Origin of the sequence: Bacillus sp. AFS053548, from assembly GCF_002575105.1 — a bacterium.
Taxonomy (GTDB): Bacteria; Bacillota; Bacilli; order Bacillales; family Bacillaceae_G; genus Gottfriedia.
Genome location: NZ_NUHI01000006.1, coordinates 180959 through 195963 on the forward strand (window position 1 = coordinate 180959; position 15005 = coordinate 195963).

Genomic DNA, 15005 nt, shown 5'->3' on the forward strand with positions numbered 1-15005 from the left:
CCATGGAAAGCGAGCATCCTGTAATGGAAATCAACATCACTCTACACCTTTTACGAAAATTTAGGTAATTAATTGTCAAGCTTGTTTTATTATTATTGTTAAAAGTTAGATGATTTAAAAATTAAATTCAAAATTGTGTATAAAATTAATTGAATCTAATCATACTGGTAATAAAAAAGGTATGATTTTAAATGAAAAGAATCGAACGAATACTATTTAAATTAATAATTATTCAATTATTTTGTTTAGTCATAAGTCAATACGTCTTATCATTCCCTAGTCTTTCTGTCTATTTAACGAAAATTGAATTATATGAAGGTGTTACGCAAAAAGCTAAGGACGTAACAAGAGAAGTATATAATCATATTGGTAAATAGATGAATTCGTCGGAATCATATGGTAATATAAATTAAAGCAGGCTAGCCTGCTTTATTTTTATTTGTTTTTATTTTTTTAGGACATGATAAGATTAAAGGTTGCTATTAAAGTAGCACTTTTTTTATGTAGGAGGACTTATGAGTAAAAAAATTAGTATAGCGATAGATGGACCTGCAGCCGCTGGTAAAAGTACAGTTGCAAAAATTGTTGCAAAAAAATTAGGATATGTATATATAGACACTGGTGCGATGTACCGTGCGCTAACCTTTAAAGCGATCCAAAACAATCTTGATGTAAATAACGAGATGGATTTAAGTAACTTACTTTCAAATATAACGATTAAGTTAATACCGGAAGAAGGTACTCAAAAAGTTTTCATCGATGATGTTGATGTTTCAGAGCCAATAAGAACACCAGAAGTAACTAGAAATGTATCATTTGTTGCAAAACATAGTTTAGTTCGTGAAAAAATGGTCGATTTACAACGTGAATATGCCGTAAATGGTGGGGTTGTAATGGATGGAAGAGATATTGGGACTCATGTATTAGTTGGTGCAGAAGTTAAGATCTTCATGATTGCTTCTGTGGATGAACGAGCTCAAAGAAGACATATTGAAAATGTCAAAAACGGTTTCGAAAGTGATTTAGAGCAATTGAAAATTGAAATAGCAACCAGAGACCGAATTGACTCCGAAAGAGAAGTTTCACCATTGAAAAAAGCTGAGGATGCAATCTCATTAGATACTACTTCTAAAAACATTGATGATGTTGTAAATGAAATATTAACGATTGTTGAAGGTAAAATAAAAAATATTTAGAAGAATTAGTCATCAGATTTCTTGACTTTTCTGCTTATTTATTAGAAGGTAAAAGAGGATAATACATAATTGGTCTATCCATTTTTAAAACATAAGGAGGAATATTACATGGTTGAAAAAGTAATGCCAGAAGTTGGGGAAATTATCTCATGTGTAGTAGAACAAATTGAAGATAAGCAAGCAATCGTAGGTTTCGGTGGAAAAACAGATGGTATTCTTCCAATAAAAGAAATTTCAAACGTACATATTGAAAATGTAAGTGACGCGCTAACTGTTGGACAAGAAATGGAATTAAAGGTTATTAAAGTTGAGGAAGACACGGTTGTTTTTTCTAAACGTGCCGTAGATTCAGTTAAAGCTTGGGAACAATTAGAAGGAAAATTAGCTAGTAAAGAAGTATTTGAAGTTATTGTTACAGAGCAAGTAAATGGTGGACTAATTGCAGACGTAGGCGTTCGTGGATTTATTCCGGCTTCACTTGTTTCAAAAAAATTCGTTGAAGATTTAGGAAGCTATGTTGGTCAATCGCTTGAAATAGTGATTGAAGAGCTAGATCGCGAAAAAAATCGAGTAATTCTATCTCATAAAGCTGTTGAGCAATTAAATGAAGTTGAAAATCGCCGTCAAGCATACTCTTCTATTAAAGTTGGGCAAATCGTTGAAGGTAAAGTTGAAAGAATAACAAATTTCGGTGCTTTTGTAAATATTGGTGGAATCGATGGATTAGTCCATGTATCTCAAATGTCTCATAAACGAGTTACAAAGCCTGAAGAGATTGTAGCTGTAGGAGATACTGTAAAAGTTCAAGTTCTTTCAATTGACACAGATACTAACCGTATAGCTTTATCAATGAAAGCAATTCAGCCAGGACCATGGGATCAATTAAATCCAAGCATTAAAGCAGAAGCAGTAGTTGAAGGGACTGTAAAACGTCTTACAAACTTTGGTGCTTTTGTAGAAGTTCAAAATGGAATTGAAGGATTAGTTCATGTTTCTCAAATTGCTGATAAACATATTAAAAATCCAAACGAAGTCCTAACAGTTGGTCAAGAAGTAAAAGTAAAAGTTTTAGATATTAACCCTACTGAAAAACGCTTATCATTAAGCATTAAAGAAGCTGGTGAAGCTGAACTTCAAGAGGATATTGCTAAATACGTACAACCAAGTGAAAGTGGTTTCCAATTAAGCGAACTACTTGGTGATAAATTAAATAAATTTAAAAAATAATAAAAAATCCTTCAGCCATTTGCTGAAGGATTTTTATTTAGAACCCTTTAGTTATGTTGATTTTCTGCTCTTGCTTCCTCAGGTGTGTCTAAACGCGTAGCACCTTTGTTATGAATGCTTTGATCTCGATCAGATTCAACTCTTCTAGATTGTTTAAGTTTCTTTTCTTGACGATCTTTTCCCACTCGTTTCACCTCCAAAAATATCTCATTTATAGATTCGTTTTAAATGCAACTTCTTATACACTTTCTTTTCTATTTGATTATTTTTGAAATATGAATTGTTCATACTAGTACTATTAGGAGGTTTTCATGTGCAAGGTAGTCTATTTATCATTACTTCTTGGATTATTGTTTTATTTCTTTTGTTTTATCGGGATCGAACCAAGAAAAATTTCTTGTATTTAGCGGGATTGCTTATATTAATCAGCTGTTCAGCTTACACAATTGATCTATTTTCAATTGAAATAAATTTTTCATATATCATTATAATTTTTATCATAAGCTACTTTATTAGTTTATTAAATTTAATTGAACAAATAGTTCATTTCTTTAAAGGCCTGATTATAGGCATGACATATAGTGTAGTTACACTGCTTTCGATTTATGATCCTGCAAGCTTTTTTATTGATGAGATGATAATTAGTTCATTTTTAGTAATACTACTTTCTTTCTTTTTAAGTAAATCCTATTATGACAAAATACGTTATATAACAATTGGTCTAGTTCAGGGAGACATTTTTAATTATTTTACATTTAAGTCGATTAATTTTAAATATATAATTGGAGATTTAAACTGGTTTGATACTTTATTTATGTCCATTTTATTATTGTCAGCTATTCAATTCATCGTAATTTACGGATCAAAAATAAGCCTCAAAAATAGAAAATTACTAAAAAGTTGAAGTGTATTGGTCTTTTCTCATATTTTTTGTTAAAATAGATAAGTTATTTAAATAAATTAATTTTTAAAACTAAACTAAAACTCATTTAGATGATTTAAATGGTACATAGTTATGCTAGGAAGGATGAATTAAATGTCTAAACCGACAGTTGCAATAGTTGGGCGACCAAATGTAGGGAAATCAACTATTTTTAATAGGATAGTGGGAGAAAGAATTTCAATTGTAGAAGATATTCCAGGGGTTACTCGTGATCGTATTTACAGTTCAGGAGAGTGGTTAAATCAAGAATTTAGTTTAATCGATACAGGTGGAATTGACATTGGTGATGAGCCATTTTTAGAGCAAATTCGTCAACAAGCTGAAATCGCAATTGATGAAGCGGATGTTATTATTTTTCTAACAAATGGTCGTGAGGGTGTTACAGCAGCAGATGAGGAAGTTGCTAAAATCCTTTATAAAACAAAAAAACCGGTAGTATTAGCCGTTAATAAAGTCGATAATCCTGAAATGAGAAGCGATATTTACGACTTTTATGCATTAGGATTCGGAGAAGTATTTCCAATTTCAGGTTCACATGGTTTAGGACTAGGTGATTTACTTGATGAAGTTGTAAAACATTTCCCTGAACAAGAAGATGATAATTACGATGAAGAGACAATTAAATTTAGTTTAATTGGTCGGCCAAATGTAGGGAAGTCTTCTTTAGTAAATGCATTATTAGGTCAAGAACGTGTAATTGTAAGTAATGTTGCTGGAACTACACGTGATGCTGTCGATACACCTTATTCAAAAGATGGCCAAGACTATGTCATTATCGATACAGCTGGTATGAGAAAAAAAGGTAAAGTATATGAAAGTACAGAAAAATACAGCGTATTACGTGCTTTACGTGCAATCGAGAGATCAGATGTCGTCTTAGTCGTATTAGATGGTGAAGAAGGTATTATCGAACAAGATAAGAAAATAGCTGGATATGCACATCAAGCAGGTAGATCAGTTGTTATTGTTGTAAATAAATGGGATGCAGTAGAAAAAGATGAAAAAACGATGAATGAATTCATTGAAAACATTCGAGCACATTTCCAATTCTTAGACTATGCTCCAATTGTATTCCTATCAGCTAAAACGAAGAAAAGAACTCAAACTTTATTACCAATAATTAATAAAGCATGTGAAAGCCATAGTTTACGTGTTCCAACAAATGTATTAAATGATGTTATTATGGATGCAATTGCGGTGAATCCAACACCAACACATAATGGACAAAGATTAAGAGTGTATTATGCAACTCAAGTAGCAATTAAACCACCTACATTTGTTGTTTTTGTAAATGATCCTGAATTACTTCACTTTAGTTATGAGCGTTTCTTAGAAAATCGTATTAGAGATGCTTTTGATTTTGAGGGATCTCCAATTAAGATTATCGGTCGTGCACGAGCGTAATTCGAGTAAAATATGGATTCTTTATGAAGGAGAGTGTTGATTTGGAAAAAATCGCTGTTTTAGGTGCAGGTAGTTGGGGAACTGCTTTAGCCATGGTTTTATCAGATAATGGGCATGCGGTTACTTTATGGGGAAATAAATCCGAACAAATAAATGAAATAAATGAACAGCATACTAATAAAAGATACTTGCCAGAAATTAATTTACCCCAAAATTTAAAGGCATCAGTCAATTTAAAGGAAGCTATAAATGGAGCTAACTATATTTTGCTTGTTGTTCCAACTAAAGCAATAAGAGAAGTTTGCCAACAATTAAATAATGAATTAACGAACGAGGTTACAATAATCCATGCAAGTAAAGGGATTGAGCCAGACACATCTAAGCGTGTTTCAGAAATGATCTCTGAAGAAATTGATTCGAAATTCTTAAAATCAGTAGTTGTATTATCAGGCCCAAGTCATGCTGAAGAAGTTGCTTTAAGACATCCAACGACTGTAACATCGGCATCTAAAAATATGGAAGATGCGGAAATTGTTCAAGAATTATTCTCAAATGGTTATTTCCGTGTATACACAAACGAAGATGTAATTGGTGTAGAAATTGGTGGAGCATTAAAGAATATTATCGCACTTGCCGCTGGTATTACTGACGGACTTGGATATGGCGACAACGCGAAGGCAGCTTTAATGACAAGAGGACTTGCAGAAATAATTCGTTTAGGTAAGGCTATGGGAGCTAATACGCAAACTTTTGCTGGTTTAACTGGAATGGGTGACTTAATCGTAACTTGTACGAGTGTTCATAGCCGTAACTGGAGAGCTGGTAATTTATTAGGAAAAGGCAAATCTTTAGACGAAGTATTAGATAATATGGGTATGGTAGTTGAAGGAGTTCGCACAACAAAGGCTGCATATCAATTAGCAAAACAAGTAAATGTAGAAATGCCGATTGTTAATGAATTACACGCAGTATTATTTGAAAATAAAAATCCAAAATTAGCAGTTGATGCACTTATGTCTCGTGTAAAAAAACATGAGGGCGAAAGTACTTCAAATTATATAAGCGATCTTGCTGAGTAATTAATTTTATTTTAATATATACAAATAAAAAAACTTGATTTTCAGACTGATTGCTAGCGCTTGTATTTCGAGGCGCGAAGCCTGGTGAGGAGCGGAGTTACCTATAACGGTAATGAGCAACGCAGACAGGCGAAGTAGCGAAGAAAGCGAGCGTTAGGCGGGCAGTCTGAAAGCATTAAAACTTAGTTTTAGTGCTTTCTTTTTTTGGACTAAAATAGGCGTTTCACCATTTCTCTTTTTTTGCATAGCATATGTTGTATAGAAAAGAAGGAGGTTTGAATGGTGACTAATAATAATCCAAATGGTTTCTTCGATAAGATTGAAAAGAAAGCTAATGTTAGCAAATCAGATATTTTTAAAGTCGCTGATTCAGTAAAAGATGCAAACTTTAAAGATGAAGCAACTGTTAGAAAACTAGTTCGTCAAATCGCATTGATGACAGGTCGTCAAGTTTCTAAGGAAAAAGAAGATAAAATCGTTCAAGCAATTGTTACAAATAATATGCCATTAGATTTTCAATCATTAACAAATATGTTTAAACAAAAATAATTGGGCTTATTCTTCAGCGATGTATTTAGTGCAAATCATACATTTTCGCATACTATAGAATGACTTATACCGGATGTATTCTGGTGGGTGTTAGTCGAGGATGATTACGAAGCAATTGCCCCAGTTTGCTTCGAAGAAAGAAGGAGTATATTTTTACTTTTTCTTTCTTTTTATTTTGTCCTTTTAAATATGTGTTGGTCCCGAATCCTCCTTGGATGGTTTTTATCAAGGAGGTATTTTGATGGTGTTTGTTAAGGTTGTAACTAGTGAATATGTTCTAATGGTTTTTTTATGAAGCAGGAAATAAATTTATAGCAGACAAGTATACGTAGGCATTAAATAAGTCGATAATGTCTTAATAGGATTAAAAAGATTTTAATTCAAATCATGTGATTATTTTGATACTATAATAATGGTAGAAAATACATAGGGGGAACATAATGAACGCGGCACATATTAATGAAATTATTTCTTTTGTAGGAATCGGATTAATGCTTTTATCATTATTTTTAATTTTCTTGAGTAGAAACAAAATAAAAATAAAATTTTTAAAAATGATTACAGCCTTCATTGCATATATGTCTTTAATTATTTCAGGGATTTTAATTACATATATCGTATTAAGCTGGCCTAGTTAATGAGAATAAAGGGGACTAACATGAAAAAGCTATTTCTTTCCATTCTAATGTGCTTTGTTATAAGTCTATTAAGTGGCTGTTTATACCCACAAGATAAACTTACACAAAATCAAGTACCATATGATGATCAATTGCAATCTGTTCAAACTGCAGTTAATAAATTTAAGGAAGACAATTCAGGAATGTTACCTATAAAAAACAAGGATATGAATACACCTATTTATATTAAATATCCAATTGATTTTACAAAACTAACACCTGGCTATTTAAGTGATGCACCTGGTAATTCTTATGAAAATGGTGGTATCTTCCAGTACGTATTAGTAGATGCAGAGAAGAATCCGACTGTTAAATTAGTCGATCTTAGAATTGCAGAAAAACTAAGAGATGTTTCATTAAGAGTACAAGTTTATAAAGATAAACATACTTACCCACCAATCAAGAAAACATTGGCTAATGGTGTTTTTCTATTAAACTATAAAAAGATGGGTTTCAAAGAAGAACCTTTTGTAGTCAGTCCTTATAGCAATGAGAACTTACCAATCATCATGGGGAATGATGGGGAGTTTTATGTTGACTATTCAACTGATTTATATGCAAAAATCAAAGAAGTGAAAAATTATAAGTTCGGTGAAGATATTCGTTCTATCTTAGTAAAAGACTCACCAATCGTGCCTGCATACTCACTTCCATATACAATTAAAGATGGACAACCTGTGTTTTTAGAACAAAAATAAATAATATAAATCATAATCCTTTGATAAAAGAATACATTTTATCGAAGGATTTTTTTATTTGATCCCAAGTGAATAAAAAGAAAAAATAAAAAATCTTGTCATAACTCACTAGGACAACATCATAGAATGATATTGTCATAGGTATACTACTTCAAGTCAATTATTCCCATGTATTGATAAATCGGGAGGGGAACACATGGAAAAGATAGATATTTTTAAAGACATTGCCGAGCGCACAGGAGGAGATATCTACTTAGGTGTTGTAGGTGCTGTGCGTACTGGTAAATCAACATTTATTAAACGCTTTATGGAAGCTGTTGTAATCCCTAATATTCAAAATGAAGCTGATCGTGCTAGAGCACATGATGAATTACCTCAAAGCGCTGCAGGTAAAACAATAATGACTACTGAACCAAAATTCGTTCCGAATCAAGGAGTAAAAATTCATGTAGCGGATGGGTTAGATGTAAATATTCGATTAGTAGATTGCGTTGGTTATAGTGTGCCAGGGGCTAAAGGATATGAGGATGAAAATGGTCCTAGAATGATTAGCACTCCTTGGTATGAAGAACCGATTCCGTTTAATGAAGCAGCAGAAATCGGTACAAGAAAAGTTATTCAAGAGCATTCAACAATTGGAGTTGTTGTAACAACTGATGGTACAATTGGAGAAATTGCTAGATACGATTATATCGAAGCAGAGGAACGAGTAGTTGCTGAATTAAAAGAAGTTGGAAAGCCTTTCATTATGGTGATCAACTCTTCTCAGCCATATCATCCTAATACAGAGGCACTTAGACAAGAACTATCTGAAAAGTACGATATTCCTGTCATCGCATTAAGTGTTGAAGCAATGCGCGAAGGAGATGTAATGAACGTACTTCGCGAAGCTTTATACGAATTCCCAGTCCTTGAAGTGAACGTAAACCTACCTAGCTGGGTATTAGTTTTAAAAGAAAATCACTGGCTACGCCAAAGCTACCAAGAAGCAATTCAAGAAACAGTTAAAGATATAAAGCGATTAAGAGATGTAGATTATGTAGTTGGCCAATTTAGTGATTATGAATTTATTGAACATGCTCAACTTGCTGGAATAGATATGGGGCAAGGGGTTGCAGAAATTGATTTATCTGCACCAGATGAGTTATATGATCAAGTCTTAAAAGAAGTAGTGGGAGTAGAAATTCGTGGTAAAGATCATCTATTAGAATTAATGCAAGATTTCGCTCATGCAAAACAAGAGTATGATCAAGTAGCAGATGCCTTAAGAATGGTGAAACAAACAGGATATGGAGTTGCTGCACCTTCGCTTTTAGATATGAGCTTAGATGAGCCAGAAATTATACGCCATGGTTCAAGATTTGGTGTCAAATTAAAAGCAGTAGCACCTTCTATTCATATGATTAAAGTTGATGTTGAGTCAACGTTTGAACCAATCATCGGAACTGAAAAACAAAGTGAAGAACTTGTTAAATACTTAATGCAAGATTTTGAAGATAATCCATTATCTATTTGGAACTCAGATATATTTGGACGTTCATTAAGTTCAATCGTACGTGAAGGCATCCAAGCGAAACTTTCTTTAATGCCTGAAAATGCAAGATATAAACTAAAGGAAACTTTAGAAAGAATTATTAACGAAGGAAGTGGCGGCTTAATTGCAATTATCCTTTAATCATAAATTAATCAGGTGGTAAAAACCATCTGATTTTTTTTGTGTTAAGATTAATTTTTTAAATCTAAAAGTCATATTTTATCTGGTGAAATGAAATTTTTAAAAAAAATCACAGAAAATTAGCAAGAGAAAATAAATATCATTCGACAAAAATCAACAAAAATAAATTTATTAAAAATCATCAAAAAAATTAAAAAAATGCTGATTAATTCAGTAATCATCGTACTTTTAGAAGTACTTATAAGAAAATTGAAGACGAAAAATGAACTTTTCAGAAAAATCACCACCTGTTTTCGAGTAATTCCAACATTTTCTTATAAAACATATTGAAAAAAGCCGTAGAATCGTATAATATAAGGCATGACAAAGAAATTAATTGGAATTTGTTGTATAAAATTTAAAATTTTGGTCACAAATGAAATTAAGAAACATTTCTAAAATTTTGGGAGGAGGTGAAAGACATGAACAAAACAGATTTAATCAATGCAGTTGCTGAAGCTGGTGAATTAACTAAAAAACAAGCTACTTTAGCAGTAGACGCTGTATTCGAATCAATTCTTGGTGCGTTACAAAACGGGGATAAAGTACAATTAATCGGATTTGGTAACTTTGAAGTTCGTGAGCGTGCAGCTCGTAAAGGACGTAATCCACAAACTGGCGAGGAAATCGAAATCGCAGCTAGTAAAGTTCCAGCTTTCAAACCTGGTAAAGCGCTTAAGGATGCAGTAAAATAATTACATAATTTAAGCGAAAAAGAAGGATGCTAAAAAAAGCATCCTTCTTTTTTTGCTAAAAAAGTCCAAAAAGTCTTATATTTTTGGGATCAATAATTAATTTTGGACAATGAAAGCGTTCAGTTTAGGTGGTCTAAAAGAAAGGAAAAAGAAAGTATCCTTCTTTTTTTTGCCTATAAAAAAAGAATTATGTTAAAATAAAACGAATCTGATAGTGAATATTAGAATTTTTTTTAGCATGGGGGATCAATTAATGAATGAAGTTAATTTAGAAAAAATTGAACAAGCGGTTCGTCTAATTCTCGAAGCTATCGGTGATGATCCAAATAGAGAAGGAATTTACGAAACGCCAAAACGAGTTGCGAAAATGTATGCTGAAGTATTCTCTGGTATGCGCCAAGATGAAAAAGCTCATTTACATAAAGTATTTGGTGAAGATCATGAAGAATTAGTTCTTGTAAAAGATATTCCATTCCATTCAATGTGTGAGCATCATCTATTACCTTTTTACGGAGTTGCACATGTAGCTTACATACCTAGAAATGGTAGAGTAACTGGTTTAAGTAAATTAGCACGTACTGTAGAAACAGTAGCTAAAAGACCTCAGTTACAAGAGCGTATTACTTCCTCAGTAGTTGATGCAATTATGGACGTACTACAACCACACGGGGCAATGGTAGTTGTAGAAGCAGAACATATGTGTATGTCTATGCGTGGAGTAAGAAAACCAGGCTCAAAAACTGTTACGACTGCTGTGCGTGGCTCACTTAAAGAGGATGTGCAAGGAAGAAATGAAATTCTTGCAATGATTCATTCAACAAAATAGAATCAAATAATCAAAAAGCAGGGCGTTTGATAGGCAGTCTAAAAAGCCAGAAGTCCTGCTTTTTTTAAAATATTCATTTATAAATAATGCAAGTTGATTGAGCAATCAACTTATACCATCTAAAATACTTATGGTATAATGAAAAAATCAGTTATAAATGGAATGGATGGAAATAATGAATAGTATTCACGAGTTAAAAAATGAAGTAATCACTCAAATCTTACATACGATTAGACACCCATATTTAAATCTACATCTTCAAGCACCGACCATTGATGATGTAAAGGTTACTTTATTAATAAATTTATTAAAAGAACATAATTTTACGAGTGATAAAATTGTACATTACTGTAAAGCCTTGATGATTCATCAAATTGCATTAGATACACATGAAAAGGTATCCACGTTTGAAGGTACACCAATGGATCGTGAAAAGAAACAATTAACCGTTTTAGAAGGGGACTTATATAGTGGACTATATTACAATGCTCTATCTAAAACTGGGGAAATTGGATTAATACGAGAACTTTCATATGCTGTTAAAGAAATGAATGAAGAGAAGATCAATCTAGTTCACGAACAATTTAGTTCTTTAGAAGATCTTTACAACTGTATAACTGTAATCGAATCAACTATACTAGTACATTTTGCAAAATTTATATCAGCTGAAGAATCAATAAAGCATATTGAACAAGAATGTTTAATGTCAAGACTGAAAAAAGAATTTGAACAATCATCAGTTGAAAACTGCTCTGATTTTATTTCGCAATTTCAAAGAATTATGGGGATTGTTGATTTAGCTAAAACAAAAGAAGAATTATCAAAAATAATACAATTACAAAATTAATCTACATAGAAGTAATCGTAATTAGTTTAGTGGGGGTTTATATGACTCAATCAAAAGAAGAACGCGTACATGACGTGTTTGAAAAGATTTACAATAAATATGATACAATGAATGGTATTATTAGTTTTAGAAGACATATTGCTTGGCGTAAACAAACTATGAAAATTATGAATGTTCAAAAAGGTATGAAAGCGCTTGATGTATGCTGTGGTACTGGTGAATGGACAATTGCACTTGCAAATACAGTTGGAAAAGATGGAGAAGTAGTAGGATTAGACTTTAGTAAAAATATGCTATCAATCGGTGAAGAAAAAGTTAAAAATATGAATTTAGACCAAGTAAAATTAATTCATGGAAATGCTATGGAGCTACCATTTGAGGACAACTATTTTGATGTTGTTACAATTGGATTTGGTTTAAGAAATGTACCAGATTATTACCAAGTGTTGAAGGAAATGACAAGAGTCGTAAAGCCTGGAGGTATTGTTGTGTGTTTAGAAACATCACAACCGACTGCATTTGGTATTAGACATGTGTATAAAGCGTATTTTAAATACATCATGCCGATTTTTGGGAAATTATTTGCGAAAAGCTTTAAAGAATATTCTTGGTTACAAGAAAGTGCAAGCACCTTTCCAGGAATGAATGAACTTGCAAATCTTTTCAAAAAAGCAGGGTTAGAAAAAATAAAAATTAAACCTTATACTTTTGGTGTAGCAGCAATGCATTTAGGTGTTAAACCAAAAAACTAGTTACAAAAAAGCGAGAAAATGGGATGAATAGTAAGGTGAACGGAATGAAGGTTAAATGGAAATATTCTTATTTAAAGAAGGACATTAATGAGATTGAAAGCACGCTTCATAAAGTAGTCAATTCTACACAGCCAATTTTGAAAAATGCATCTGTACAGTTGCTTGAATCTGGTGGTAAAAGAATTAGACCTGTTTTTGTATTGCTTAGTGCTAAATTTGGACAATATAACCTTCAATCGATTAAAAATGTAGCAGCTACTTTGGAAATCATACATATGGCATCATTAGTTCATGATGATGTAATTGATGAAGCTAGTTTACGAAGAGGTAAACCGACTATCAATTCAACTTACAATGATCGTGTTGCTATGTATGCAGGGGATTTTTTATTTGCAAAAGCATTGGAATGTATGTCAGAAATCGAAATCCCATTGGCCCATCAAAAATTATCTGAGACTATTTTAGAGATTTGTTTAGGTGAGATTGAACAAATAAAAGATAAATATAATTTTGACCAAAATTTAAAATGTTATTTAAGAAGAATTAAACGAAAAACCGCACTCTTAATTTCAGCGAGTTGTGAAATTGGTGCAATTGCATCAGGAGCCTCTCCAGCTTTTCAAAAGTGTTTAAAAGATTACGGATACTATTTAGGTATGTCCTTTCAAATTATGGACGATATTCTTGATTTTACGGCTTCTGAGAAGGAATTAGGGAAACCATCAGGTAGCGACTTAATTCAAGGAAATATTACATTACCTGTTTTGTTTGCGATGAATGATTTAGCTCTTAAGGAGAAAATTGAATCCGTTTATGAAGGGATCGATCCGGAATCTGTTAAACCCCTTATAAATCAAATTCGTAAAAGTACATATATTAAAGCAGCAAGAAAAGTTAGTGAGGCATATTTACAAAAATCTTTAAACAGTATCAATAGCCTTCCTAATAGTGAAGCAAAGGAAATGTTAATATTAATTGCTAAAAATATTGGAAATCGAAAAAACTAGAGGCGGGGAAAATGCTAGTGCATTTACAACTGCCTCTTTTGGCTTTTGAGGTACGTATAGAATTCCTGTTATTCAGTTATATTTATAAAAATTAATCAATTATCTGGAAGCGATTTCAATTTTTATAATATAACAAGATTTTAAACTATTGATAATTTTATAAATTGATGTTACTATTCTACTGTGTTGTTTATACATAATTGAGATCAAGTGAGGTAGAGCATAATGGAAAGAACTTATTTAATGGTAAAACCTGATGGTGTACAACGTAACTTAATTGGTGAAATCGTTTCACGTTTTGAAAAAAAGGGTTTCCAATTAGTTGGAGCTAAATTAATGCAAGTGAGTAAAGAACAAGCTGAAACTCACTATGTTGAGCACAAAGAGCGTCCTTTCTTTGGTGAACTAGTAGACTTCATCACTTCAAGCCCAGTATTCGCTATGGTTTGGGAAGGCGAAAATGTAATCGCTACCGCTCGTCAAATGATGGGAGCTACAAACCCAAAAGATTCAGCACCAGGAACAATCCGTGGTGAGTATGCTGCAACTGTAGGTAAAAACATTATTCATGGTTCAGATTCACCTACTAGTGCAGAACGTGAAATCGGAATTTTCTTCAATCAAAATGAATTAGTTGAATACTCTAAGCTTATTAAAGAGTGGGTATACTAATAAAATAGTTTTACACAAAGAAGTCAGCATAATTGCTGGCTTTTTTTATTTTAGAAATTATTTAAAATTTAGACCTGTGTATAAATGATCTTATTAACTTAAGTAGAACCGTTGAGTAAGTAAAATAGTGAAAAAGTTACAAATTGTAAAAAAATAATGCATTGACAGCCTCTTTTAATCTGCTTTATAATCATCATTAATAAGTTTTTAAATGAATCTTTTGACAATTAAATAGATTGCGTTGATAAGGACACAGTAAGCATAACTTCCCTGTTTAAGAGAGCTGACGAAAGCTGCGAGTCAGTACATAAAATATGCCGAAATTTCATTCTTGGAGCAATTTCTATTTTATTTAATGAAAATAGAAACGGTCATTTTGATCGTTAACAAAATGAAGGTGGTGAACAGTGTTTTTGTTCACAACTAGGGTGGTACCGCGATTAAATAATTCGTCCCTACTGTTTATTCAGTAGGGACTTTTTGTTTTTATTTTTTAAATGACTACTTCTTGATGAAAAGAAGAGGTGTTGGGTAATTGAATTTTTAATTTTAAGGAGGAAAAGGAAATGAGTTCAAATAATGAATTAATAAATTTACGTGATAAGGTTGATGAGATTAATTTAAAAATCGTTGAATTATTAAACGAGCGCGGAAAAGTTGTTCAAGAAATAGGTCAACAAAAGATTAAACATGGTATAAAGCGTTTCGATCCAGTTCGT

Annotated in this window: 18 protein-coding genes and 1 other annotated feature; of the genes, 17 read left to right on the forward strand and 1 reads right to left on the reverse strand. The window is 32.2% G+C overall.

Annotation, left to right across the window (positions count from 1 at the left end; genetic code table 11):
- Positions 1-191: 191 nt before the first annotated feature.
- From CN946_RS04720 to rpsA, 3 genes are all read left to right on the forward strand, one after another.
- Entirely contained in the window at positions 192-377 is a 186-nt protein-coding gene (locus tag CN946_RS04720) for a DUF5359 family protein (protein ID WP_069031855.1), read from the forward strand.
- A 138-nt stretch (positions 378-515) separates the two neighbouring features.
- Positions 516-1196, forward strand: coding sequence for a (d)CMP kinase (cmk, locus tag CN946_RS04725; protein ID WP_098860106.1), 681 nt, complete (start codon positions 516-518; stop codon positions 1194-1196).
- A gap of 108 nt (positions 1197-1304) precedes the next feature.
- Complete coding sequence (gene rpsA, locus CN946_RS04730) at positions 1305-2423, forward strand: 30S ribosomal protein S1 (protein WP_098860107.1); 1119 nt, start codon at positions 1305-1307, stop codon at positions 2421-2423.
- 47 nt (positions 2424-2470) lie between these two features.
- On the opposite strand, the gene CN946_RS04735 is transcribed toward rpsA, so the two are convergent.
- Positions 2471-2608 (reverse strand): YpzI family protein, encoded by a 138-nt coding sequence (locus CN946_RS04735; RefSeq protein ID WP_069031858.1) that lies wholly within the window; start codon positions 2606-2608, stop codon positions 2471-2473.
- A 128-nt stretch (positions 2609-2736) separates the two neighbouring features.
- Here CN946_RS04735 and CN946_RS04740 point away from each other — a divergent pair, with 128 nt between their 5' ends.
- The 14 genes from CN946_RS04740 to CN946_RS04805 all read left to right on the forward strand — a co-directional run.
- Positions 2737-3327 (forward strand): YphA family membrane protein, encoded by a 591-nt coding sequence (locus CN946_RS04740; RefSeq protein WP_098860108.1) that lies wholly within the window; start codon positions 2737-2739, stop codon positions 3325-3327.
- Positions 3328-3459: 132 nt separating this feature from the next.
- The gene (gene der / locus CN946_RS04745; protein ID WP_098860109.1) at positions 3460-4770 is read left to right on the forward strand and encodes a ribosome biogenesis GTPase Der; all 1311 of its coding nucleotides are present in this window, start codon (positions 3460-3462) and stop codon (positions 4768-4770) included.
- A gap of 23 nt (positions 4771-4793) precedes the next feature.
- Positions 4794-5849: an NAD(P)H-dependent glycerol-3-phosphate dehydrogenase gene (locus CN946_RS04750; RefSeq protein WP_098860110.1), complete on the forward strand. Its 1056-nt coding sequence runs from the start codon at positions 4794-4796 to the stop codon at positions 5847-5849.
- Positions 5850-6128: 279 nt separating this feature from the next.
- Entirely contained in the window at positions 6129-6398 is a 270-nt protein-coding gene (locus CN946_RS04755) for a stage VI sporulation protein F (protein ID WP_056466710.1), read from the forward strand.
- A 440-nt stretch (positions 6399-6838) separates the two neighbouring features.
- A complete protein-coding gene (locus tag CN946_RS04760; RefSeq protein WP_056466707.1) occupies positions 6839-7036 on the forward strand; it encodes a DUF2768 domain-containing protein in 198 nt (65 codons plus the stop codon).
- A gap of 20 nt (positions 7037-7056) precedes the next feature.
- Complete coding sequence (locus tag CN946_RS04765) at positions 7057-7773, forward strand: LptM family lipoprotein (RefSeq protein ID WP_098860111.1); 717 nt, start codon at positions 7057-7059, stop codon at positions 7771-7773.
- Positions 7774-7969: 196 nt separating this feature from the next.
- A complete protein-coding gene (gene spoIVA / locus CN946_RS04770) occupies positions 7970-9448 on the forward strand; it encodes a stage IV sporulation protein A (protein ID WP_069031864.1) in 1479 nt (492 codons plus the stop codon).
- Between the two features lie 461 nt (positions 9449-9909).
- Positions 9910-10182, forward strand: a complete 273-nt coding sequence (locus CN946_RS04775; protein WP_056466694.1) for an HU family DNA-binding protein — start codon at positions 9910-9912, stop codon at positions 10180-10182.
- A gap of 253 nt (positions 10183-10435) precedes the next feature.
- On the forward strand, positions 10436-11008 hold the full coding sequence (gene folE / locus CN946_RS04780) for a GTP cyclohydrolase I FolE (protein WP_098860112.1): 573 nt from the start codon (positions 10436-10438) through the stop codon (positions 11006-11008).
- Positions 11009-11183: 175 nt separating this feature from the next.
- The gene (locus tag CN946_RS04785) at positions 11184-11855 is read left to right on the forward strand and encodes a heptaprenyl diphosphate synthase component 1 (protein ID WP_176547208.1); all 672 of its coding nucleotides are present in this window, start codon (positions 11184-11186) and stop codon (positions 11853-11855) included.
- Between the two features lie 41 nt (positions 11856-11896).
- Complete coding sequence (locus CN946_RS04790; RefSeq protein WP_098860114.1) at positions 11897-12607, forward strand: demethylmenaquinone methyltransferase; 711 nt, start codon at positions 11897-11899, stop codon at positions 12605-12607.
- Between the two features lie 44 nt (positions 12608-12651).
- Positions 12652-13614, forward strand: a complete 963-nt coding sequence (gene hepT, locus CN946_RS04795; RefSeq protein WP_098860115.1) for a heptaprenyl diphosphate synthase component II — start codon at positions 12652-12654, stop codon at positions 13612-13614.
- 225 nt (positions 13615-13839) lie between these two features.
- Complete coding sequence (ndk, locus tag CN946_RS04800) at positions 13840-14286, forward strand: nucleoside-diphosphate kinase (protein WP_098860116.1); 447 nt, start codon at positions 13840-13842, stop codon at positions 14284-14286.
- Positions 14287-14518: 232 nt separating this feature from the next.
- Positions 14519-14746, forward strand: a binding site (T-box leader).
- A gap of 106 nt (positions 14747-14852) precedes the next feature.
- Positions 14853-15005 (forward strand): chorismate mutase (locus tag CN946_RS04805; RefSeq protein ID WP_176547209.1); only part of this gene is annotated, 153 nt, incomplete at its 3' end.

Coding starts and splice junctions, on each gene's coding strand:
- CN946_RS04720 (WP_069031855.1), top strand. CDS start 192: ATGAAAAGAATCGAACGAATACTATTTAAATTAATAATTATTCAATTA.
- cmk (WP_098860106.1), top strand. CDS start 516: ATGAGTAAAAAAATTAGTATAGCGATAGATGGACCTGCAGCCGCTGGT.
- rpsA (WP_098860107.1), top strand. CDS start 1,305: ATGGTTGAAAAAGTAATGCCAGAAGTTGGGGAAATTATCTCATGTGTA.
- der (WP_098860109.1), top strand. CDS start 3,460: ATGTCTAAACCGACAGTTGCAATAGTTGGGCGACCAAATGTAGGGAAA.
- CN946_RS04750 (WP_098860110.1), top strand. CDS start 4,794: ATGAAGGAGAGTGTTGATTTGGAAAAAATCGCTGTTTTAGGTGCAGGT.
- CN946_RS04755 (WP_056466710.1), top strand. CDS start 6,129: ATGGTGACTAATAATAATCCAAATGGTTTCTTCGATAAGATTGAAAAG.
- CN946_RS04760 (WP_056466707.1), top strand. CDS start 6,839: ATGAACGCGGCACATATTAATGAAATTATTTCTTTTGTAGGAATCGGA.
- CN946_RS04765 (WP_098860111.1), top strand. CDS start 7,057: ATGAAAAAGCTATTTCTTTCCATTCTAATGTGCTTTGTTATAAGTCTA.
- spoIVA (WP_069031864.1), top strand. CDS start 7,970: ATGGAAAAGATAGATATTTTTAAAGACATTGCCGAGCGCACAGGAGGA.
- CN946_RS04775 (WP_056466694.1), top strand. CDS start 9,910: ATGAACAAAACAGATTTAATCAATGCAGTTGCTGAAGCTGGTGAATTA.
- folE (WP_098860112.1), top strand. CDS start 10,436: ATGAATGAAGTTAATTTAGAAAAAATTGAACAAGCGGTTCGTCTAATT.
- CN946_RS04785 (WP_176547208.1), top strand. CDS start 11,184: ATGAATAGTATTCACGAGTTAAAAAATGAAGTAATCACTCAAATCTTA.
- CN946_RS04790 (WP_098860114.1), top strand. CDS start 11,897: ATGACTCAATCAAAAGAAGAACGCGTACATGACGTGTTTGAAAAGATT.
- hepT (WP_098860115.1), top strand. CDS start 12,652: ATGAAGGTTAAATGGAAATATTCTTATTTAAAGAAGGACATTAATGAG.
- ndk (WP_098860116.1), top strand. CDS start 13,840: ATGGAAAGAACTTATTTAATGGTAAAACCTGATGGTGTACAACGTAAC.